At 72.7% G+C, this 21,062-nt stretch carries 22 protein-coding genes and 1 pseudogene; 11 read left to right on the top strand and 12 right to left on the bottom strand.

The features are described from left to right. Positions 1-26: 26 nt before the first annotated feature. Positions 27-1,184, bottom strand: coding sequence for a cystathionine gamma-synthase (locus ACZ4TG_RS37745; protein ID WP_468172840.1), 1,158 nt, complete (start codon positions 1,182-1,184; stop codon positions 27-29). 121 nt (positions 1,185-1,305) lie between these two features. On the opposite strand from ACZ4TG_RS37745, the gene ACZ4TG_RS37740 reads away from it, so the two are divergent. Both ACZ4TG_RS37740 and msrA read left to right on the top strand, forming a co-directional pair. After that, on the top strand, positions 1,306-2,412 hold the full coding sequence (locus ACZ4TG_RS37740) for a hypothetical protein (RefSeq protein ID WP_468172837.1): 1,107 nt from the start codon (positions 1,306-1,308) through the stop codon (positions 2,410-2,412). 112 nt (positions 2,413-2,524) lie between these two features. Continuing rightward, the gene (gene msrA / locus ACZ4TG_RS37735) at positions 2,525-3,190 is read left to right on the top strand and encodes a peptide-methionine (S)-S-oxide reductase MsrA (protein ID WP_468172834.1); all 666 of its coding nucleotides are present in this window, start codon (positions 2,525-2,527) and stop codon (positions 3,188-3,190) included. A 43-nt stretch (positions 3,191-3,233) separates the two neighbouring features. On the opposite strand, the gene ACZ4TG_RS37730 is transcribed toward msrA, so the two are convergent. Then, the gene (locus tag ACZ4TG_RS37730; RefSeq protein WP_468172831.1) at positions 3,234-5,396 is read right to left on the bottom strand and encodes a sulfatase-like hydrolase/transferase; all 2,163 of its coding nucleotides are present in this window, start codon (positions 5,394-5,396) and stop codon (positions 3,234-3,236) included. Positions 5,397-5,532: 136 nt separating this feature from the next. On the opposite strand from ACZ4TG_RS37730, the gene ACZ4TG_RS37725 reads away from it, so the two are divergent. Both ACZ4TG_RS37725 and ACZ4TG_RS37720 read left to right on the top strand, forming a co-directional pair. After that, positions 5,533-6,327, top strand: coding sequence for an SDR family NAD(P)-dependent oxidoreductase (locus tag ACZ4TG_RS37725; protein ID WP_468172828.1), 795 nt, complete (start codon positions 5,533-5,535; stop codon positions 6,325-6,327). Positions 6,328-6,346: 19 nt separating this feature from the next. Beyond that, on the top strand, positions 6,347-6,712 hold the full coding sequence (locus ACZ4TG_RS37720) for a MerR family transcriptional regulator (RefSeq protein ID WP_468172825.1): 366 nt from the start codon (positions 6,347-6,349) through the stop codon (positions 6,710-6,712). Between the two features lie 65 nt (positions 6,713-6,777). Here the strand turns inward: ACZ4TG_RS37720 and ACZ4TG_RS37715 are convergent, their stop codons facing one another. After that, positions 6,778-7,824, bottom strand: coding sequence for an NAD(P)-dependent alcohol dehydrogenase (locus tag ACZ4TG_RS37715; RefSeq protein ID WP_468172822.1), 1,047 nt, complete (start codon positions 7,822-7,824; stop codon positions 6,778-6,780). A 148-nt stretch (positions 7,825-7,972) separates the two neighbouring features. On the opposite strand from ACZ4TG_RS37715, the gene ACZ4TG_RS37710 reads away from it, so the two are divergent. After that, positions 7,973-8,854 carry a helix-turn-helix transcriptional regulator gene (locus tag ACZ4TG_RS37710; protein WP_468172819.1) on the top strand — a complete coding sequence of 294 codons (882 nt, stop codon included), beginning with the start codon at positions 7,973-7,975 and terminating at the stop codon, positions 8,852-8,854. 17 nt (positions 8,855-8,871) lie between these two features. Here the strand turns inward: ACZ4TG_RS37710 and ACZ4TG_RS37705 are convergent. From ACZ4TG_RS37705 to ACZ4TG_RS37695, 3 genes and pseudogenes are all read right to left on the bottom strand, one after another. Next, a pseudogene (locus tag ACZ4TG_RS37705) lies at positions 8,872-8,967 on the bottom strand (ABC transporter ATP-binding protein); the annotation flags it as partial. A gap of 103 nt (positions 8,968-9,070) precedes the next feature. Then, positions 9,071-10,342, bottom strand: a complete 1,272-nt coding sequence (locus tag ACZ4TG_RS37700; protein WP_468172816.1) for a L,D-transpeptidase — start codon at positions 10,340-10,342, stop codon at positions 9,071-9,073. A 119-nt stretch (positions 10,343-10,461) separates the two neighbouring features. Then, positions 10,462-10,749: a hypothetical protein gene (locus ACZ4TG_RS37695; protein WP_468172813.1), complete on the bottom strand. Its 288-nt coding sequence runs from the start codon at positions 10,747-10,749 to the stop codon at positions 10,462-10,464. 164 nt (positions 10,750-10,913) lie between these two features. On the opposite strand from ACZ4TG_RS37695, the gene ACZ4TG_RS37690 reads away from it, so the two are divergent. Continuing rightward, the gene (locus ACZ4TG_RS37690) at positions 10,914-11,228 is read left to right on the top strand and encodes a hypothetical protein (protein WP_468172810.1); all 315 of its coding nucleotides are present in this window, start codon (positions 10,914-10,916) and stop codon (positions 11,226-11,228) included. Between the two features lie 108 nt (positions 11,229-11,336). Here the strand turns inward: ACZ4TG_RS37690 and hutH are convergent, their stop codons facing one another. The 5 genes from hutH to ACZ4TG_RS37665 form a co-directional block, all read right to left on the bottom strand. After that, positions 11,337-12,878, bottom strand: coding sequence for a histidine ammonia-lyase (gene hutH / locus ACZ4TG_RS37685; RefSeq protein WP_468172914.1), 1,542 nt, complete (start codon positions 12,876-12,878; stop codon positions 11,337-11,339). Positions 12,879-12,961: 83 nt separating this feature from the next. After that, the gene (locus ACZ4TG_RS37680) at positions 12,962-14,074 is read right to left on the bottom strand and encodes a GGDEF domain-containing protein (RefSeq protein ID WP_468172807.1); all 1,113 of its coding nucleotides are present in this window, start codon (positions 14,072-14,074) and stop codon (positions 12,962-12,964) included. Between the two features lie 87 nt (positions 14,075-14,161). Beyond that, positions 14,162-14,956, bottom strand: a complete 795-nt coding sequence (locus ACZ4TG_RS37675; RefSeq protein WP_468172804.1) for an enoyl-CoA hydratase/isomerase family protein — start codon at positions 14,954-14,956, stop codon at positions 14,162-14,164. Between the two features lie 25 nt (positions 14,957-14,981). Beyond that, positions 14,982-16,157: an adenylate/guanylate cyclase domain-containing protein gene (locus ACZ4TG_RS37670; RefSeq protein ID WP_468172801.1), complete on the bottom strand. Its 1,176-nt coding sequence runs from the start codon at positions 16,155-16,157 to the stop codon at positions 14,982-14,984. A gap of 142 nt (positions 16,158-16,299) precedes the next feature. Next, a complete protein-coding gene (locus ACZ4TG_RS37665; RefSeq protein WP_468172799.1) occupies positions 16,300-17,178 on the bottom strand; it encodes a biotin--[acetyl-CoA-carboxylase] ligase in 879 nt (292 codons plus the stop codon). A gap of 131 nt (positions 17,179-17,309) precedes the next feature. Here ACZ4TG_RS37665 and ACZ4TG_RS37660 point away from each other — a divergent pair, with 131 nt between their 5' ends. The 4 genes from ACZ4TG_RS37660 to ACZ4TG_RS37645 all read left to right on the top strand — a co-directional run bounded on the left by ACZ4TG_RS37660 (position 17,310) and on the right by ACZ4TG_RS37645 (position 20,050). Beyond that, a complete protein-coding gene (locus tag ACZ4TG_RS37660) occupies positions 17,310-18,902 on the top strand; it encodes an acyl-CoA carboxylase subunit beta (RefSeq protein WP_468172796.1) in 1,593 nt (530 codons plus the stop codon). A 20-nt stretch (positions 18,903-18,922) separates the two neighbouring features. Then, complete coding sequence (locus tag ACZ4TG_RS37655) at positions 18,923-19,129, top strand: acyl-CoA carboxylase epsilon subunit (RefSeq protein WP_468172911.1); 207 nt, start codon at positions 18,923-18,925, stop codon at positions 19,127-19,129. 82 nt (positions 19,130-19,211) lie between these two features. Continuing rightward, positions 19,212-19,346 (top strand): morphogenic membrane protein MmpB, encoded by a 135-nt coding sequence (gene mmpB, locus ACZ4TG_RS37650; RefSeq protein ID WP_468172793.1) that lies wholly within the window; start codon positions 19,212-19,214, stop codon positions 19,344-19,346. A gap of 86 nt (positions 19,347-19,432) precedes the next feature. Next, positions 19,433-20,050 carry a Maf family protein gene (locus ACZ4TG_RS37645; RefSeq protein ID WP_468172790.1) on the top strand — a complete coding sequence of 206 codons (618 nt, stop codon included), beginning with the start codon at positions 19,433-19,435 and terminating at the stop codon, positions 20,048-20,050. On the opposite strand, the gene ACZ4TG_RS37640 is transcribed toward ACZ4TG_RS37645, so the two are convergent. Next, complete coding sequence (locus ACZ4TG_RS37640; protein WP_468172787.1) at positions 20,031-20,486, bottom strand: hypothetical protein; 456 nt, start codon at positions 20,484-20,486, stop codon at positions 20,031-20,033. The two genes, ACZ4TG_RS37645 and ACZ4TG_RS37640, sit on opposite strands and share 20 nt — an antisense overlap. 448 nt (positions 20,487-20,934) lie before the next feature. Between ACZ4TG_RS37640 and ACZ4TG_RS37635 the strand changes: the two genes are divergently transcribed. Beyond that, a partial coding sequence (locus ACZ4TG_RS37635) for a biotin carboxylase N-terminal domain-containing protein (RefSeq protein ID WP_146225392.1) occupies positions 20,935-21,062 on the top strand: 128 nt, incomplete at its 3' end.

The following is a 21,062-nucleotide window of genomic DNA, read 5'->3' as shown; positions in this document are numbered from 1 at the left end:
CGCCCGGCGGGGCGGGACGGCAGGAACTACCCCAGCGCCTGGGTCAGGTCCGCGATCAGGTCGTCGGCGTTCTCGATGCCGACCGAGACGCGGATCAGGTCCGCCGGGACCTCCAGGGCCGAACCGGCCACCGAGGCGTGGGTCATCCGGCCCGGGTGCTCGATGAGGGACTCGACGCCGCCCAGGGACTCGGCCAGGGTGAAGATCTTCGTACGGCCGCAGACCGCGACGGCCTCCTCCTCGCCGCCGGCGACCTGGAAGGAGACCATGCCGCCGAAGTTGCGCATCTGCTTGGCGGCGACCTCGTGGCCCGGGTGCTCGGCCAGGCCCGGGTAGAGGACCTTGGTGACCTTCGGGTGGCGCTGGAGCACCTCGACGATCTTGGCGGCGTTCTCCGCGTGCCGGTCCATGCGGACGGCGAGGGTCTTGATGCCGCGCAGCACGACCCAGGAGTCGAAGGGGCCGGCCACCGCGCCCATGGCGTTCTGGTGGTAGGCCAGCTCCTCGCCGAGCGCCTCGTCGGCGGTGACGAGGGCGCCGCCGACCACGTCGGAGTGGCCGCCCATGTACTTGGTCAGCGAGTGCACGACCACGTCGGCGCCGAGCGCCAGGGGCTGCTGGAGGTACGGGGACGCGAAGGTGTTGTCCACGACCAGCTTGGCGCCGGCGGTGCGCGCGATGTCGGCGACCACGGCGATGTCGGTGATGCCGAGCAGCGGGTTGGAGGGGGTCTCGACCCAGATGACCTTGGTCTTCGGGGTCAGGGCCGCGCGTACGGAGTCCGGGTCGGAGGTGTCGGCCACCGACCACTCGACGCCCCAGCGGGAGACGACCTTCGCGAAGAGGCGGAAGGTGCCGCCGTAGGCGTCGTTGGGGATGACCACGTGGTCACCCGGGGAGAGCAGCGTGCGCAGCAGGCAGTCCTCGGCGGCGAGCCCGGACGCGAAGGCGAGACCGCGCCGGCCGCCCTCCAGCGCCGCGAGGTTCTCCTCCAGCGCGGTACGGGTCGGGTTGGCGCTGCGGCTGTACTCGTAGCCGCCGCGCAGTCCGCCGACGCCGTCCTGCTTGTACGTGGACACCTGGTAGATCGGGGGCACGACCGCGCCGGTCTGCGGGTCCGCCGTGTTGCCCGCGTGGATCGCGCGGGTCTCGAAGCTCTGGTGCTGGTGGCTGTCGTCGCTCATGGGCAGATGCTATGCCCCGCCCGGGGCCCGGTCCTCTTCCGGCCCCGCCGCCCGTCCGGCCGCCCGGTGCCCGCGGTCAGGCATTGGCCTTGGCCCGGGTGAGTCTGGTTCGCTTGGAGCCATGGAGATTCTGTGGTTCCTGTTGACGATCGCCCTGCTCGTGGCGGTCGTGGGTCCGTACCTACGGCGCCGGCAGGGCGGTGCCCGGCTGGTCGCGCCCGGCAGCCCGGACGCCGCCGACCCCGCGAACTACGGCTTCGAGCGCGAGGAGGACCTGGACATCCGGGTCCCCGGGCCCGACCAGGACCTGATGGACGCCCTCGACAACGTCCAGCGCACCGGGCAGTGGCAGGCCGCCTCGCAGCTGCTGGCCGGCACCCCGGCGGACGGCGAGCGGCGCTGGCAGCGCGTGCAGGCCTTCGGCGGCGCGGCCGCGCTGGAGCTGGTGCGGGAGCCCGGGGCGGGCGCCCAGTGGCTGAAGGCATGGCGGCTGGAGGCGCCGAAGGACGCGGGCGGCGCGCAGGTGCACGCGGAGCTGCTGGTGCAGCAGGCCTGGCGGCACTCGGGCGGGGTGGGCTCCGAGGACCACCGGATCATCCTGGAGGAGGCCCGCGAGGCCTGTCACCGGGCGGCCCTGCTGGCGCCGGGCGACCCGGTCCCGTACATCACGGAGCTGGCGGTCGGCCGGGCGCTGGGCTACTCCGAGGCGGAGTACGACGCGCTGTGGGCGAAGGTCATCGACCGGGCCCCGCAGCACATGGGCGCGCACCTGGCGGCGCTGAACTACTGGTGCGAGAAGTGGCACGGCTCGCGGGAGAAGGCCGACGCCTTCACGCACGCGGCGGCCGCCCGCGCCCCGCGGGGCTCGCTGCTGGCGGCGCTGCCGCTGTTCGCGGTGTACGAGCACCTGCCCGAGGTGAACTTCGTGTCCTCCTTCTGGGAGAGCGCGGTCGTCACGCGGGCCGTGGAGGGCGCGCTGTACGCGGTGCACACGGCGCGTGCGGACGACCCGATGCTGGCGCACGTACGGCACCTGCTGCTCATGTTCCTGGTGGCCATGGAGCGGTGGGCGGAGGCGGTCGAGCAGGTCCGGCACGTGGACGGGTACGTGGGCGCGCTGCCGTGGTCCGCCTCCGGGAACCCGGCGTCCGCGTACGCGGTGTGCCGGGCGCTGGCGGTGGCGGGCTACGAGGCGAACGGCGGATCCCCGGCGACGCTGCCGCACTGAGCCGGCACGCCGAGCCGGGGCGCCGAGCCGGCACGCCGGCCGGACCGGCGCGGCCCGTACGGGAATCCCGGCCCGCCCCCGGCCGTTGTTCCCACTACCAAGGAGGCGACCCATGTTCTCGTACCGCCGTACACCCGAACTCCCCACCCGCGAAGAGGCCCTCAAGGGCCGCGCGGAGCCCCTCTTCGCCCTGCCGCCGGCGCACGCCGTGCTCGGCAACCCGCTGGCGGGCCCCTACCCCGCGCACCTGGAGGTGGCGGACTTCGGCCTGGGCTGTTTCTGGGGCGCGGAGCGCAAGTTCTGGCAGACCCCCGGGGTGTGGACCACCCTGGCCGGCTACCAGGGCGGCTTCACCGAGAACCCGGCGTACGAGGAGGTGTGCTCGGGGCTGACCGGGCACACCGAGGTCGTCCGGGTGGTCTTCGACCCGTCGCTCGTCTCGTACGGGACGCTGCTGAAGCTGTTCTGGGAGTCCCACGACCCCACGCAGGGCTTCCGCCAGGGCAACGACGTCGGCACCCAGTACCGCTCGGCGATCTACACCCACTCCCCCGCCCAGCAGGCGGAGGCCGAGGCCTCCCGCGAGGCCTACCAGCGGGTCCTGAACGCCTCGGGCTACGGCGACATCACCACCGCCGTCCTCCCGGCCTCCGAGCGCCCCTTCTGGCCCGCGGAAGCACACCACCAGCAGTACCTCGAGAAGAACCCCGGCGGCTACTGCGGCATCGGCGGCACGGGCGTCAGCTGCCCGATCGGCGTGGCCCGGGCCGACGGCTGAGACCCTCGGGGCCCGGCCGCGGTGTGGCCGGGCCCCCGGGGCGTCAGGACACCGTGACGTGGGCGCGGGCCCAGGAGGTGTGGTCGAAGGCGGAGTTGGAGTTGGCGTCCTCCACCACCAGGTGGAGGAGGCGGACGCCGGTCACGTCGAGGTCGACGGCGACGGGGCCGGTGGCTCCCTTGAGGACCGGGGTGGCCAGGAGGGTGCGGCCGTCGCCGCGGACGATGGCGCGGGTGGCTCCGGCCGCCGACTGCTTCGTCGAGAAGTCGTCGATGCCGACCAGGGCGGTGAAGCGGGCCGCGCGGCCGCCCAGGTGGTAGACGAGCTCCGACGGGGCGTGGACGCCGAGGCCCTTGGCGTACGTGACGCCGCCGAAGGCGATCGGGGTGCCGTCGCCCGCCTCCTTGCGGCCGTTGGAGCGGTCGAGTTCGACGGGGCCCCAGCCGTTGGCGGCCGACACCCACGGGAGGTCGCTCAGGTAGCTGTCCCGGCTGGGCGGGGCCGGGAGCGGCGTGAAGGAGTTCGTCGCCGTGAAGCGGAACGCGCCCGTGGTGGCGCGTGCCGTGAGCACCGCGGGGCCGGAGCCCGGCGCGGGGGCGGTGACGGTCCAGGTGGTGGTCAGCTTCGCACCCGGGGCCAGGGAGGCGGCGGTGACCGGGCCGGCCGGGGTGGCGGTCCAGCCGGCCGGGACGGCCAGGGTGACGCGGGCGTCCGGCCAGGGGCGCGCCGTGCCGTTGGACAGGGTCGTGGTGGCGGTGGCGCCGTCGGAGGTCACCGTGAGGCCCCAGGGGCGGCGCGGGTAGGTGTCCGACCAGGACGACCGCAGCAGGGCCGTCAGGGAGGCGACCACGGCCGGGTTGGCTGCGGCCACGTCGCGCTGTTCGCCGGTGTCGGCGGCCAGGTCGTACAGCTCGAACTGCCATTGCGCGTCGGGGGCGTTGCGGTCCCGCGCGGGCGCGAAGCGGACGCCCTTCCAGCGGTCCTTGCGGATCGCCTCCGCCACCCGCTTCGCCCGGCCGCCGTCCTGCGCGTTGGCCCGGCTGGTGACGCCCTGCTCGACGCGGTACCAGTACAGGTGGTCGTGGAGCGGGGCGAGTGCGGGGGCGCCGCCCAGAACGGCGGCCGCCGAGAGCCCGTCGATGTCCGCGGGGGCGGGGGCGCCCGCGAGTTCGGCGAGGGTGGGCAGCAGGTCGTAGAGCGGGGTGGGGCGGGGGCTGACGGCGCCGGCCGCGATCCGGCCGGGGGCCCAGGCGATCAGCGGGATCCGGACCCCGCCCTCGTACAGGTTGCGCTTGTAGCCGCGCAGCGGGCCGTTGGCGTCGAAGAGGTCGGGGTTCACCCCGCCCTCCTCGTGCGGGCCGTTGTCGGAGGCGACCAGGACCACGGTCCGGTCGGCGATGCCGCGCGCCTTGAGCCGCTCCACGACCGCGCCGACCTGCGCGTCGAGGAGGCTGATCTGCGCGGCGTGCGCCTTGTTCTGCTGGCTCCAGCTCTGCGAGGCGTACGCGCCCACGTCCGGGATCTCGCTCGGGGCGTGCGGCAGGTTCGGGGTCAGGAACAGCAGGAAGGGGTCCGGTCCGGCGGCGTGCGCGTCGATGAAGCCGAGGGCGCGTTCGGCGATGGCGGCGGGGGCGAAGGTGCCCGCCGCGACGGTCTCCTTGGCGCCGTTGTGCCAGAGGTAGGAGGGGTAGTACTCGTGGGCGTGGCTGTGGTCGATGTACCCGTAGAACTCCTCGAACCCGCGCGCGCCCGGGTGGCTCGGCTGGTCCCCGGCCTCCGGGCCGAAGCCCCACTTGCCGAAGAGGCCCGTACGGTAGCCGCGCGCCCGGAGCACCTCCGCGAAGGTGGTGTCGCCGGCGCCGAGGCCGCCCTGGCCGCCGCTGTCGGGGTTGGCGCGGACGGCGGCGTGGCCGGTGTGCAGGCCGGTCAGCAGCGCCGCCCGGGAGGGGGCGCAGACGGCGGCCGCCGCGTAGGCGTCGGTGAACCGCAGGCCCTCGGAGGCGAGTCGGTCGATGTGCGGGGTGGTGATCAGCTGCTGGCCGTACGCGCCGAGGTCCCCGTATCCGAGGTCGTCGGCCAGGATCACCACCAGGTGCGGGGGCGCGGCCTCGGCGGCGGAGGCCGGTACGGCTCCGCCGAGCTGGGGGAGGGCGGCGAGGCCCACGGCGGCCGCTGATCCGGCGAGGAAGTGACGGCGGCTGGGCATCGCGAACTCCTGTGGGACGGAAGGCTGGTGAGGAGATCGTCGGCACCGGCGGCCGCCAAGGCCATGCACGGGGCATGAAGAACGTGTGACACCGGGCTTGACCCTGTCACTGACGTCAGGGTTGTCCACTTTCCGCATGAACACGCGAACGGGAACGGACACGGAATCGGACATGGACCGCGATCACGGCGGACGGCGGGTCGTCCTCGTCACCGGCGGCGGCACCGGCATCGGCCGCGCCACCGCCCGGGCCTTCGCCGCGTCCGGCGACCGCGTGGTCGTCGTCGGGCGGCGTCCCGGAGTGCTGGCGCAGACGGCCGCCGGCCATCGCGGGATCCACCCGCTGACCGCCGACGTGGCCGCCCCCGGCGCCCCGGAGCGGATCGTCGCGGAGGTGCTCGGCGCCCACGGCCGGCTGGACGTGCTCGTCAACAACGCGGGGATCGTGCGCGGCGGCCCCCTCGCCACCCTCACGGAGGCCGACATCGCGGCGCAGCTGGCCGTGAACCTGGTGGCTCCCGTGCTGCTCACCCGGGCCGCTCTCCCCGCCCTGGAGGCGGCCGGAGCGGGGGTCGTGGTCAACGTCTCCACCGCCGTGGGGCAGCGCGGCTGGCCCGGGAGCTCCCTCTACGCCGCCGGCAAGGCGGCGCTGGACTCCCTCACGCGCAGCTGGGCGGTGGAGCTCGCCCCGCGCGGCGTCCGGGTCGTGGCGGTGGCGCCGGGCGCGGTGGACACGCCGATCTCGGCGCACCGGGGGCTGAGCCCGGAGCGGGCCGCCGAGGTGCGGGCCTGGCAGGTGGCGAAGACCCCGTTGGGGCGGGTGGGGCGGCCGGAGGAGGTGGCCTGGGCGGTGTGCCGGCTGGCGGATCCGGCGGCTTCGTTCGTCACCGGGGTGGTGCTGCCGGTGGACGGGGGTGCGGTGGTGGCCTGAGCGGGGTGATCATGGGCGGATGCTGATCGGGGAACTGGCGGCGGCGACCGGGACCACCTCGCGCGCCCTGCGCCACTACGAGCGGGCCGGGCTGATCTCCTCGGAGCGGGCCGCCAACGGCTACCGGGAGTACGGCCCGCGGGCCGCCGTACGGGTGCGCAACATCCGCGCCCTGCTCGACGCGGGCCTGACCCTGGCCGACGTGGAGGTGTTCCTGCCGTGCCTGGACGGGGACGTGGCCGGCGGGCCGCCGTCCCCGAAGGGGCTGGCGGTGGCCCGGGAGCGGCTGGCGGTCCTGGAGGCGCGGATCGCCGTACAGACGGCCGCGCGCGACCGGCTGCGCTCGGCGCTGGAGGGGGCGGCCCGGCCGGAGCTGACCGGCTGACCGGCTGACCGGCCAGACGAACCGGACGAACCGGATGAACGCACCGGCCGGACGGTCGAGAGGTCTCAGATGGTCGAGACGTCGATGACGAAGCGGTAGCGGACGTCCGAGGCCTGCACCCGCTCGTAGGCCTCGTTGATCTGGTCGGCGCCGATCAGCTCGATCTCGGCGCCCAGGCCGTGCTCGGCGCAGAAGTCGAGCATCTCCTGGGTCTCCGGGATGCCTCCGATCATCGATCCGGCGAGGGTCTTGCGGCCGTTGATGAGGGCGAACAGGTTGACCGAGACGGGCTCCTCCGGGGCGCCGACGTTCACCAGCGCGCCGTCGACCTTGAGCAGGCCGAGGTAGGAGTCGAGGGCGAGGGGCGCCGAGACGGTGGACACCACCAGGTCGAAGGTGCCGGCCAGCTTCTCGAACGTGGTCTCGTCGCTGGTGGCGTGGTAGTGCGAGGCGCCCAGCTTCAGGCCGTCCGCCTGCTTGCGCAGGCTCTGCGACAGTACGGTCACCTCCGCGCCCAGGGCGTGCGCGATCTTGACGCCCATGTGGCCGAGGCCGCCGAGGCCGACGATCGCGACCTTCTTGCCGGGGCCCGCCTGCCAGTGCTTGAGCGGCGAGTAGAGGGTGATGCCGGCGCACAGCAGCGGGGCGGCGACGTCGAGGGCGAGGCCGTCGGGGATGCGGACGGCGTACTTCTCGTCGACGACGAGGTGCGTGGAGTAGCCGCCGTACGTGGGCTCGCCGTTCCGGTCGAGCGCGTTGTACGTGCCGGTCATGCCCTCGACGCAGAAGTGCTCGTTGCCGGACAGGCACTGCTCGCACACCCGGCAGGAGTCGACCATGCAGCCGACGCCCACCCGGTCACCGACCGCGTACTTGGTGACACCGGGGCCGACCTCGCTGACGACACCGGCGATCTCGTGGCCCGGGACCATCGGGTAGATGCCCGTGCCCCAGCCGTCGGTGGCCTGGTGGATGTCGGAGTGGCAGATGCCGGCGAACTTGATGTCGATGAGGATGTCGTGTTCACCGACCGGGCGGCGCGGGATCGTCGTGCGTTCCAGCGGGGCCTTCGCGGCGGGGGCGGCGTAGGCGGCGACCTGGGTGACGGACATGGTGAAGCTCCTTGAGCGGGGTTCCTGCGGTGCATCCCACTCTGCCGGTGTGCGGGCGGGTCACCCAGGCCCCTGCCGAGCCTATGTCTGCTGGACCTACCACTGGCGGGGTCAGGCACGCGGCCGGGGCGCGGGGATACTGGGTTTCATGGACCAGCTTGATCAGCGTGCCGAACTGGGCGAGTTCCTCCGCACCCGCCGGGCCCGGCTGCGCCCCGCGGACGTCGGCCTGCCGGACTACGGGCGGCACCGCCGGGTGCCCGGCCTGCGCCGGGAGGAACTGGCCCAGCTGGCCGGGGTCTCGGTGGCGTACTACACGCGGCTGGAGCAGGGGCACGGGCAGAACGTGTCCTCCGAGGTGCTGGACGCGATCGCGCGGGCGCTGCGGCTGGACGGCACGGAGTCGGCCCACCTGTCCCACCTGGCGAACCCGCGCACCCGCAAGCGGCGCCCGTCCCGGCGCCCCCAGCAGGTCCGGCCGGAGCTGCGGACGCTGATGGAGGCGATGGAGGGCGTACCGGCGTACCTGGTGGGGCGGCGTCAGGACGTGATCGGCTGGAACCGGCTGGCCGCGGCGGTGTTCGGGGACTTCGGGGCGCTGCCGGCCGCCGAGCGGAACCTGGTGCGGCTGGTGTTCCTGGACGGGGCGACGGCGGAGCTGTACGCGGACTGGGAGTGCCGCGCGTGCGAGGTGGTCAGCAACCTGCGCATGTACGCGGGGCAGTACCCGGACGACGAGCAGCTGTCGGCGCTGGTCGGGGAGCTGTCGGTGAAGAACGAGGAGTTCCGGCGGCTGTGGGCGGAACACACCGTGGCGGACAAGACGCACGGCGTGAAGCGGCTGCGGCATCCGGTGGTGGGCGAGATGAGCCTGCACTTCGAGACGCTGACGCTGCGGGACGACCCGGAGCAGTCCCTGGTCACCTTCCACGCGACGCCGGGCTCCCCTTCGGCCGATGCGCTGCGCCTGCTGTCGTCCTGGTCGGCCCCGTCCCGCTCCCCCGGCCCCACCGCCGCCTCCGCCCCCTGAACCACGGCGTGCGCCGGCCCTTCGAGCAGGTCCATGACCTCGTCGCGCATCGATTCGTCGAGGCTGCCGGTCGGTTCGTCAGCCAGCAGCACCTTGGGCCGAACGAGAACGGCGGGGAACCCCCTCCAGGGGTTCCCCGCCGTTCAAGGCGTTCAAGGCGTCCGCGCTGTCAGGCCGGAGCGGATCCGGCCGTGTGCGTCGTCAGGGTGCCCGGCCTCAGGAGGCCGCGCCCGCCTTCCACTCCGCCCAGTTCATGTTCCAGCCGTTGAGGCCGTTGTCCGGCTTGATGGTCTTGTCCGGGGAGTTCATCACGGTGACCACGTCGCCGATCAGCGAGTTGTCGAAGAACCACGAACCCGGGGTGTTCGGGTCGTTGGCGCCCTGGGCGTCGTTGAGGCCGACGCAGCCGTGGCTGGTGTTGACCTTGCCGAAGATCGAGTCGGCGCCCCAGTAGTTGCCGTGGATGAAGGTGCCCGAGGTGGACAGCCGCATCGCGTGCGGGACGTCCTTGATGTCGTACTCGCCCTTGCCGTCGCCGTCCTTGAAGCCGACGGTGGCGCCGTCCATCCGGGTCTCCTTGAACTTCTCGGAGATCACCATCTGGCCGTTGTACGTCGGGTTGTCCGGGGAGCCCGCCGAGATCGGGATGGTCTTGAGGACCGCGCCGTCCCGGGTGACCGTCATCTGCTTCGTCTTCGCGTCGACCGTGGAGACCTGGCTCCGGCCGATCTTGAAGGTGACGGTCTTGTTCTGGACGCCCTGGATGCCGGGTGCGCCCTGCACGCCCTCCAGCGCCAGCTTCAGGGTGACGGTGGAGTTCGCCTTCCAGTACTCCTCGGGGCGGAAGTCCAGCCGCTGCGAGCCGAACCAGTGGCCGACGACTTCCTGGCCGCTGCTGGAGGTGACGTTGATGGCGGCCTGGACGGCCTTCTGGTCCTTGATCGGCTTGTTGAAGGTGATCGAGACCGGCATGCCCACGCCGACGGTCTGACCGTCGTCCGGTATGAACGAGCCGACGAAGCTGTTCTCCGGGGAGACCGTGGTGAAGGAGGTGTTCTCGTGCGCCTCCTTGCCGGCCTCGTCCTTGGCGGTCGCCGACAGCGCGTACTTGGTGGAGCGCTTGAGCGCGCCCTCCGGCTTCCAGCTCTTGCCGTCGGCGGCTATCTTGCCGGCCACGGGCGCGCCTTCCGAGGTCTTGAGCTCGACCTTGGTGAGCGTCCCGTCGCTGACGGTGACGCTCGTGGCGTCGTTCAGACCGACGTTGGTGGCACCGTCCTTGGGCGCGATGGCCATCTTGGCCTTGGAGCTGTCCTTGGCCGCCGCGGCGTCGACATCCGCCTGCGATTTGCCGGTCTCCCCGCCGCCCGCCTTCGGCTCTGCGCCCCCGTCATTGCAGGCCGAGAGCATCAGTACGCCACCGAGCACGGCGGATACGGCCACCAGGGACCTTCTCCTCCGCTTGCTGTCCGTCCTCACACGCCACTCCATCGTTGCCGGAACCCCCGAGCATCCCCGGGCAGGGGGACATGCCCCCTGCCACGGATCTGACAACGCGTGAACGGCCCGGTTCGGTTCCACATTCCGTTCGAATGTGTGAAACCGCACGGTCAGGCGCTGTCGGTCGGCTCTTCGTCGAAGTCCCCATCTTCCTCGTCCAGGTCCCACTCCATGGACTCGGGGTCGTATTCGGCGGGCTCGCTGCTCCACGAGGCCTGGGCCAGTTCCACCCCGGGAAGCTCCGCGACCAGGTCAGTGGGGTCGACGAGGTAGGCCAGGGCCTCCGACTCGTCGTCGCGCACCGCCGTCTCGGCGTGCCCGCGCTCCTCGTCCGGCATGAACTCGTCGGCCTTGATGTGCGCGAGGGCGGCTCCGGTCAGTGCCGTGGTGTCGGTCACTTCGAGTACCAAATCCACCCGAAGCCGTACGTAGCGTGATGTCTCAGAAGGGTTCATACGACGGAGAGTAAGCCCGCGGAACCCCCGGCTTTCCCACGACCCGCCCCTTTCATTAGCATCGGCGCACACGGCCAATTCGCTGCTGCCACAAGGGGGATCGCACCGTGTCCGCACGTCGACCGCTGCTCACCGCTCTCGGAGCGACCAGCCTCCTCGCCGCCCTCTGGTTCGTACCTTCGGCCAACGCCACCGCACCGGGGCACGCGACGGGCTCATCCGGCGCGCCCGGTCCCGCCAACACGGGCACGGTCACCTCCTCGGAGATGGTCGTGAACAACACAGAGCCCCAGGAGGCCGCCCTCTACCTCGCCGACACCGGCAGCATCGACACCACCCCGTACGTGCTGGGCGGCACGCTCTGCCTGGGCATCGGGGCGGGCTTCGTGACCTTCTCCGTACGCCGCTCGCGCATCCAGTAGCGCCGCGCACCGGCCCGTACGGGCCCATGCGGAAGGGCCGCGCCCCAGGGGGTCTCCCCGGGGCGCGGCCCTTCTCGTACTGCCGCCGGTCAGGCGGGCCGTCGCCGGTCAGGCAAGCGGGCCCGTCACCGTCTCGACCGCCGCAACGAGCGCGCCCGAGCGTACGAAGGCGTCGGCGGCGGCCAGGTCAGGGGCGAGGAAACGATCCGGCCCGGGGCCCTCGACGCCCGCCTCCCGGGCGGCCGCAATGGCGGCCAGGCTGGCCGGGGCGGCCGTGAGCCCGTGGCGCAGCTCGATGGCGCGGGTGGCCGCATACAGCTCGATCGCGACGATCCGGGTCAGGTTGTCGATGGCGGTACGGAGCTTGCGCGCCGCGGACCAGCCCATGGAGACGTGGTCCTCCTGCATGGCGGAGGAGGGGATCGAGTCGGCGGAGGCCGGGACCGCGAGCCGCTTCATCTCGCTGACCAGGGCGGCCTGCGTGTACTGGGCGATCATCAGGCCCGAGTCCACGCCGGCGTCGTCCGCCAGGAACGGCGGCAGCCCGTGCGAGCGGTTCTTGTCGAGGAGCCGGTCGGTGCGCCGCTCGGCGATGGAGCCGAGGTCGGCGGCGGCGATGGCCAGGAAGTCGAGCACGTACGCCACCGGGGCGCCGTGGAAGTTGCCGTTGGACTCCACCCGGCCGTCGGGCAGCACCACCGGGTTGTCGACGGCGGCGGCCAGCTCGCGGGAGGCGACCAGGGCGGCGTGCGCCATGGTGTCCCGGCCGGCGCCGGCGACCTGCGGGGCGCAGCGCACGGAGTAGGCGTCCTGCACGCGGGGCGCGGACTCCTCCTGGAAGTGCCCGGTGAGCCCGGAGCCCTTCAGGACGGCGGCCATGTTGGCGGCGGAGGCGCCCTGGCCGGGGTGCGGGCGGATGGCGTGCAGCTCGGGCTGGAGGACCTTCTCGGTGCCGAGGAGGGCTTCCAGGGTGAGCGCGGCGGTGATGTCGGCGGAGGTGTAGAGCTTGCCGAGGTCCGCGAGGGCCATGACCAGCATGCCGAGCATGCCGTCGGTGCCGTTGAGGAGGGCGAGGCCCTCCTTCTCGCGCAGCTCGACCGGCTCGATCCCGGCTTCGGCGAGCAGCTCGCCGGCGGGCCGGACGACCCCGTCGGGGCCCTCGGCGTCGCCCTCGCCCATGAGCGCGAGCGCGCAGTGGGACAGCGGTGCGAGGTCGCCGGAGCAGCCGAGGGAGCCGTACTCGTGGACGACGGGGGTGATCCCGGCGTTGAGCACCGCAGCCATGGTCTGGGCAACGGAGGGGCGTACGCCGGTGTGACCGGAGGCGACGGTCTTCAGGCGCAGGAACATCAGGGCGCGCACGACCTCGCGCTCGACGCGCGGGCCCATGCCGGCGGCGTGCGAGCGGACGATGTTGCGCTGGAGCTGCGCGCGCAGCTCGGGGCTGATGTGCCGGGAGGCGAGGGCGCCGAACCCGGTGGACACCCCGTAGACGGGCTCGGGCTTGGCGGCGAGTGCGTCGACGATCCCGCGGGCCCGGGCCAGGGCGTCGAGCGCTTCGCCGGACAGCTCGACGCGTGCGTTGCCGCGGGCGACGGCGATGACGTCCTCGGCGGTGGTCCCGGACGTCCCCACCACGACAGTGTGCATATCCATATTCAGCACCCTACGGACTGAATCCCTTCATGTCACTAGCCGATTCGATGAGGGGTTCCTTACCCCCCGTCACGCCCTCAGGCGCGGCCGCGGAACCGCCGCCGCTCCCCCGCCGCCTCCTGCGCGGCGTCCGCGAGCCGCACCACGGCGGTGTCCCGTCCGGCCACGACGGGTCCGGGCGAGCGGGCCGCCTTGGCCTTGTACTGGGCCGCGTCGGCGAGCCGGAACAGCCGCCGGGAGGACTTCACCACCCCGATGGGATCCCCGGTCGAGGCGACCCCGCAGGCCACCCCCTCGCCCAGTTCCAGCTCGGCGGCCCGCCGGCAGACCTCCTCGGTCACCCGCACCACCTGGTCCGCCGGGGGCCCCACGCTCACCAGGCAGAACTCGTCACCGCCGAGCCGGGCGACGAGCGCACCGGGCAGCATGGCCCCGCACAGGCTGAGCACGGACCCGAACCGCTCCAGGAGCCGGTCGCCCATGGCGTGACCGAGCGTGTCGTTGACCTTCTTGAGGCCGTTCAGGTCACAGACGACCAGGCTGACGACCGCCCCGGCGCGCCGGTGCTCCTCCAGGGCCTCGTCGAGGCGCATGTCCACCGCCCGCCGGTTGGCGAGCCCGGTCAGGGGGTCGGTGAAGGCGAGCCTGCGGGCCTCTTCGAGGCGCTCGTTCTGCGCGAGCCCGGCGGCCACCACCGCGGCCAGCACCGTCGCGAACTCCGCGTCGTCCTCGTCGAAGTCCGGCAGGCCCTCGTCCCGGGCCACGTACAGCTCGCCCCAGGCCCGCCCGCTGAGCACGATGGGCGCGACCACGCAGGTCCCGCGCCCGCGCCTGCGCAGGGCCTCGCCGCGCCGTCCGGGCCGGTCGCCGACGGCGCTCTCGACCCAGGCGTGCGGGCCGCCGCCGCCCACCCACCGCTCGTGCAGGAACTCGGTGATCTCGGGGAAGTCGTGGACGGGGTAGGACTCGTCCTCGGGGAACTCCTCCTCCCCGGCCCGCCGCTCCCCCTCGTTGACGAGGACCCGCAGCCGCCCCCGCTCGCGCTCCCACGCGGAGATGGCGGCGAACGACCCGTCCATGGCCGTCCGCGCCCCCCGCGCGGCCGCCCGCACGCTGTCCCGCGGCGCGCAGGCCGCCGCCATGGCCTGCGCGAGGCCCACGACGGCTCGTAGCCGCCCGTCAACTCCCATCAACCCAGATTAGGGAGTTTTGTCTGATTTAGTGATAATTGGCGCGACTTTCGGTGGCACCAAGATCACCGGGGGTGACCGCGACCGTCAGACGCCCGGCCAGTGCGGCTTGCGCTTCTCGTTGAACGCCGCCACGCCCTCCGCCCGGTCCCCGGAGAAGGCCACGGTCCGCCAGGCGGCGTCCTCGATCTCCAGCCCGGCCGCCAGGTCCATGCCGTGCCCCAGCCGCAGCGCCCGCTTGGCCGCCCGGAGCCCGACCGGCGAGTTCGCCGCCATCCGCCCGGCCAGGGCGAGGGCCTCCTCGCGGTCCGAGCCCGCCGGGACCACCGAGTCCACCAGCCCCAGGGCCAGGGCCTCGGCCGCCTCCACCCGCCGCGCGGTGAAGATCAGCTCGGCGGCCCGGGCCGCCCCGACCCGCCTGGGCAGCAGCTGCGTGCCGCCGCCGCCGGGGATCACCCCGACCGACACCTCCGGCAGGCCGACCACGGCCGTCTCGTCCGCCACGATCACATCGCAGGCCAGCGCCAGCTCGAAGCCGCCGCCGAGGGCGAACCCGTGCACCGCGGCGATCGTCGGCACCGGCAGCCCCAGCACGCCCCCGTACGCACCCCGCGTGGTCGGCCGCTGCCGCACCAGCTCGGCGTCCGACAGCGAGTTCCGCTCCTTGAGGTCGGCCCCGACGCAGAAGGCCCGCTCCGCGGCCGAGGTCAGCACGACCACCCGTACCGACGCGTCCGCGGCGAGCGCGGCGCACGCGGCGCCGATGGCCCGCGCCATCTCCGTCGACACGGCGTTCATCGCCTTCGGCCGGTCCAGCACCAGCTCCACGACCCCGTCGTCACCGTGCCGACGTACCGCTACGAACTCCGACTCCACAGGCACTGGGGACCCTCCCGGTTAACGAACGTTACCCGGGGATCTTAGGTGTCCGCCGCGTCAGCGACCAGGGCTCCACGACCCCGAGCCCGCGCACCGGCCGCTGCCACATCGGCTGGAGCGCGAACCGGTACGCACCGCCGCCCTCCTCGGTCTCGGCGTCCTTCTCCGACTTCGGCGCGGCCCCGGTCCGGCTCAGCTCCTCGGCCATCGCCCCGTCCACCAGCACCGCGTCCTTGGGGGCTATGGACGTCAGCCGGCTCGCCAGGTTCACCGTGGTCCCGAAGACGTCGCCCATCCGGGTGGTCACCGTCCCGAAGGCGATCCCGACGCGCAGCTCCGGCATCTGCGCGTCCGCTTCCATCGTCTCGATCAGCCGCAGCGCGATCTCCGCCGCCGTCGCCGCGTCGTCGGCGCAGTACAGCACCTCGTCGCCCAGGGTCTTGATCAGCCGGCCGCCGTGCGCCGCGACCAGGTCGGCCGCCGTGGTCTCGAAGGCCTCGACCAGCTCGCCCAGCTCCTCCTCCTCCAGCCGCCGGGTCAGGCGGGTGAAGCCCACCAGGTCCGCGAAGCCCACCGCGAGCCGCCGGTCGACCATCTCCTCGTCGTCCGCGACCTGCACCACCCGCCCGGTGGCAGCCGCGAGCTGGCGCCGCCACACGTAGACCAGGAACTCCTCCAGCTCCGGCAGCAGCAGCTCGACCAGCGGGTACGTGACCTCCGTGCGGGTCATCCCCGGCTCCGGCGGCTCCGTCAGCCCCTCCAGGAAGGAGTCGATCTGCCATTCCGCCAGCCGGGCGGTGGTCTGCCCGGTCGACCGGGCCACCTGCACCGCCATCGGCTCGCTCAGCAGGCCGGCCTCCACCAGGCCGGCGAGCCGGCGCAGCGCCAGTACGTCCGCCTCCGTCAGGGCCTTGGCCTGCCCGATGTCCGCGAAGCCCATCGCCCGCCAGAAGCGGGAGGCCAGCTCCATCGAGACCCCGGCGCTGCGGGCCGCCTGGAACGGCGTGTAACGGCGCTCGGCGCCCAGGATCAGCTGCTCCAGGCGGATGGCGAGCGGGTCGGCCGTCGGCTGGGCCGTGTGGTCGACCTCGTGGTGGGGAGTGTGCTGGTCCCGCCCGATGGGGGTACCCGTACCGGCGGAGGACCCGGATCCGGACGGCGAGCCGGACGAGGGCGCACTGGACTTTGAGTCGTCGACGGTCAAGGGCCGCCTCCTGTCCATTCCGTGCGCAATTCCGACTTCCTAACCGGTTGATCACCGCGAGGACCGGGATCGCCTAAACCATACGGCAGGTGTGCCGTAGCTCACTCCCCACTCCGCCACCCGAAACAGGGCTGTCGCAGTGCTAGTGGGTCAGCCGCAGGTGCACGACATCCCCGGCCCCCACGGCCTCGTGCTCGCCGTCGGCCGTCCGTACGACGAGCCGTCCGTCGGAGTCCACCGCTTCGGCTGTCCCGGTGAGGGTGCGCCCGCCGGGCAGCTCCGCCCGTACGTGCTTGCCCAGCGTCGCGCACCCCGCCGCGTACGTCTCCTGGAGACCGCTGGCCGCCGGGTCCCCGCCGGCCGCGCGCCAGTTCCCGTACCACTCCTCCAGGGAGCGCAGTACGGCCTTCAGCAGCGGCTCCCGGTCGGTCACGGCGGCCTTGGCCAGGGCCAGGGACCCGGCGGTGTCCACGGGCAGCTCTTCCTCGGTGAGGGTGACGTTGAGCCCGATCCCGACGACGACCCCGTCGCCGACCCGCTCGGCGAGGATCCCGCCGGTCTTGCGCTCCTCGCCGTCCACGGTGACCAGCAGGTCGTTGGGCCACTTGAGTGCCGTGTCCACGCCCGCCGCCCGGGACAGCCCGGTCGCGGTGGCCACCCCGGCCAGCAGGGTCAGCCAGCCCCAGCGCTCCTGCGGCACCTCCGGGCCCGGCTTCAGCAGGACGGAGAAGAACAGCCCGGACCGCGCCGGCGCCGTCCAGGTCCGGTCCAGGCGGCCCCGCCCGGCGGTCTGCTCCTCGGCGACGAGCACCGCCCCCTCGGGCAGCTCCGCGGCCCGGGCGGCGAGATCGGTGTTGGTGGACCCGGTGGCGGGGACCACCTCCAGGGAGCTCCACAGCCCCCCGTCGGTGACCAGGGCCCGCCGGAGGGCGACGGTGTTCAACGGCGGCCGGTCAAGGCTGGACCAGCGGCCCGCGGAAGCTCCGGTGGGAGTTCCGGCTGATGCATCTGATGGCGTCATGCAACCCACAGTAGGTGTGTCAAACGCCGCACTGCCGAGCGCCATGCGCGCCGATACGCTACGCACCAGTAGCCAGCAGTTGTCATTCAATTGACCAGGCAGTTGACACCACACAGGGAGCCGCGACCCCGATGTCACAACCCTCAGAGCCGATCGACATGCACACGACCGCGGGCAAGATCGCGGACCTGCAGCGCCGCATCGACGAAGCCACGCACGCCGGGTCAGCGCGTGCGGTGGAGAAGCAGCACGCCAAGGGCAAGCTGACGGCGCGTGAGCGGGTCGCCCTGCTGCTGGACGAGGGGTCTTTCGTCGAGCTCGACGAGTTCGCCCGACACCGGTCGACCAACTTCGGGCTGGAGAAGACCCGGCCGTACGGCGACGGCGTCGTCACCGGCTACGGCACGGTGGACGGCCGGCCGGTGGCCGTGTTCTCCCAGGACTTCACCGTCTTCGGCGGGGCCCTCGGCGAGGTCTACGGCCAGAAGATCATGAAGGTCATGGACTTCGCGCTGAAGACCGGCTGCCCCCTCGTCGGCATCAACGACTCCGGCGGCGCCCGCATCCAGGAGGGCGTCAGCGCCCTCGGCATGTACGGCGAGATCTTCCGCCGCAACGTGCACGCCTCGGGCGTGATCCCCCAGATCAGCCTCATCGTCGGCCCCTGCGCCGGCGGCGCCGTGTACTCCCCCGCCATCACCGACTTCACGGTGATGGTCGACCAGACCTCGCACATGTTCATCACCGGCCCGGACGTCATCAAGACGGTCACCGGCGAGGACGTGGGCTTCGAGGAGCTCGGCGGCGCCCGCACGCACAACTCCACCTCGGGCGTGGCCCACCACATGGCCGGGGACGAGAAGGACGCCATCGAGTACGTCAAGTCCCTGCTGGCGTACCTGCCGTCGAACAACCTCTCCGAGCCGCCCGCCTTCCCGGAGGAGGCCGACACCGAGGTCTCCGACACCGACCGCGAGCTCGACGTCCTGATCCCGGACAGCGCGAACCAGCCGTACGACATGCACACCGTGATCGAACACGTGCTGGACGACGCGGAGTTCCTGGAGACGCAGTCGCTCTTCGCCCCGAACATCCTCACCGGCTTCGGCCGGGTCGAGGGCCACCCGGTGGGCATCGTCGCGAACCAGCCGATGCAGTTCGCCGGCTGTCTGGACATCAACGCCTCGGAGAAGGCCGCCCGGTTCGTGCGGACCTGCGACGCCTTCAACATCCCGGTGCTGACGTTCGTCGACGTGCCGGGCTTCCTGCCGGGCACGGACCAGGAGTACAACGGAATCATCCGGCGCGGCGCCAAGCTGATCTACGCCTACGCCGAGGCCACCGTCCCCCTGATCACCGTCATCACCCGCAAGGCCTTCGGCGGCGCGTACGACGTCATGGGCTCCAAGCACCTCGGCGCGGACCTCAACCTCGCCTGGCCGACCGCGCAGATCGCCGTCATGGGCGCCCAGGGCGCGGTGAACATCCTGCACCGGCGCACCCTCGCGGAAGCCTCCCCCGAGGAGGTCGACGCGACCCGGGCGCGGCTCATCACCGAGTACGAGGACGCGCTGCTCAACCCGTACACCGCCGCCGAGCGCGGTTACATCGACGCGGTGACCATGCCGTCCGAGACCCGGGCGCACGTGGTGAAGGGGCTGCGCCAGCTGCGCACCAAGCGGGAGTCCCTGCCCCCGAAGAAGCACGGCAACATCCCCCTCTAGGCCCCGAGGAGCTCACAGTGGTGATCAAGGTCGTCAAGGGGAACCCGACCCCGGAGGAGCTGGCCGCCGCACTGGCGGTGGTCCAGGCGCGCGCGGCGGCGCTGGCCTCGGCGCCGTCGGGCGCGTCCAGGGTCGCGGACGAGTGGGCCTCCCCGGCCCGGCTGGCGCGGGGACGGATGCCGCAGCCGGGGCCGCGCGCGTGGGCCCGTACCTACTGGCCCGGCTAGACCGAAGATGGCGTGAACGGACGGTGGCGCCTGAGTACTCGTACTCAGGCGCCACCGGCGTGCCACCGGACAGGATCGGAGCATGCTCTGGTCAGACCCGAAGAACGAGCCCCCGAAGGACATGCGCGACGCGCAGGCCATGCTGCGGCGGATGCTCGTGGTGCTCGCCCTCGCCATGATCGTGGTCGTGTACGTCCTCGGCGTGGACCACTTCTAGAGCCCGGCCCGACCGCCAGGACGGGCCCCGGCGCCCGCCCGGCCCCCTCCCGAGCCGGTTCCGGCGCGCCCGCGGCCAGCCCTACGATGGCTGCCATGACTGCTGCTGAACCGCGCGCGCTCGTCCTCGCCTCCGCCTCCCCCGCCCGGCTGAACCTGCTGCGGCAGGCCGGGCTCGCCCCGCACGTGATCGTCAGCGGCTTCGACGAGGACACGCTGAGCGCCGACACGCCGGCCGAGCTGGCCCTGGCCCTGGCCGAGGCCAAGGCGGCCGTGGTCGCGGGCCTGGGCGAGGCCGCGGGCGCCCTGGTGATCGGCTGCGACTCGGTGCTGGAGCTGGACGGCGAGGCGCTGGGCAAGCCCGCGGACGCCGAGGAGGCCACGGCCCGCTGGAAGTCGATGCGCGGACGGGCGGGCGTACTGCGCACCGGGCACTGCGTGATCGACACGGCGAGCGGACGTCAGGTTTCGGCCACCGCGTCGACGACGGTCCGCTTCGGCGAGCCGACGGACGCGGAGGTGGCGGCGTACGTGGCGAGCGGGGAGCCGCTGCACGTGGCCGGGGCCTTCACCCTGGACGGGCTGTCGGCGCCGTTCATCGACGGGATCGACGGCGACCACGGCAACGTGATCGGGATCTCGCTGCCGCTGCTCCGCTCGCTGCTGGGCGAACTGGGCGTTTCCATCACGGATTTGTGGGCCTGAGCTCCCCGGGGGGCGGCGGGGCGTCCTGGACGTCCGCCGTCTCCTCGGCCCTGGCCGCGTAGAGCATCAGGGTCAGTACGAGCAGGCAGAACACCAGCATCATCACCGCGAAGGCGGTCCAGCCGACCGGCCCGACGGCGAGGGCGCCCAGCAGCCCATGCGTGACGGCGGCGGCGATGAGCACGATGCGGGCGAAGCGCCCGGGCGGCAGGTCGCGCACCGCGGCGACGGCCAGGAGCGCGGCGCACAGCAGGAGGAAGGCGGCGATGCCCGCCCCCATCGCATAGGTTGCCGTGGCCATGACATCCGGATCCATTCCGGCCACCGACATCGACTGGTTGTCGACGGTGGAGCCCAGCACCAGATGGGCGAACGCGAGACCCACCGCCTCCACCAGGAGCACCAGCGCGGCCACAGCCGCCACAGGTCTGCGCATCACCGCGACCCACCCTCCGTTCCCCGCACGTCCGGCATCGGCCCAACCCCTCGCGCCACGGAGGCTACTCACCGGTAGAGCCCCGGACAAGGCATTCGGCCGGACCGGTTCGCGCGGCGGCGCCGGGACTCGGGCCGCCGGGCAAAACCGGCTGCGCGTGTGGATCTCACCGGCCGCCGTCCCCCGACAGGAGCAAAGAAAGATTGCCCCGTTCGTAGGGATTCAACAAAGAATCGCGGGACTCCGCTGCACCCGGGCACAGCGACCGGGCAGGGACCGTGGGGTTACTGTGCAGTCGGGGATCTCCCTGACCTGGGGCGCCACAACGGTTCACCGACCTGAGTCGGCCTCGAATCACACTCTGTGTGGGCAAGGTCACCTCGGGGAAAGGGTCGAAAGGCCGTGTGGACTGTCCCTAAACTCAGCTTGTTCCAAGGAGGGAGCCATCGTGCGCAAGGTGCTCATCGCCAACCGTGGCGAAATCGCTGTCCGCGTTGCTCGGGCCTGCCGGGATGCCGGGATCGCGAGCGTAGCCGTCTACGCCGACCCGGACCGGGACGCCCTGCACGTCCGCGC

It is taken from the genome of Streptomyces sp. NPDC028314 (genome assembly GCF_055565795.1).
Note: the sequence above shows the minus strand (reverse complement) of the source record. Positions and strands in the feature narration are given on the sequence as shown.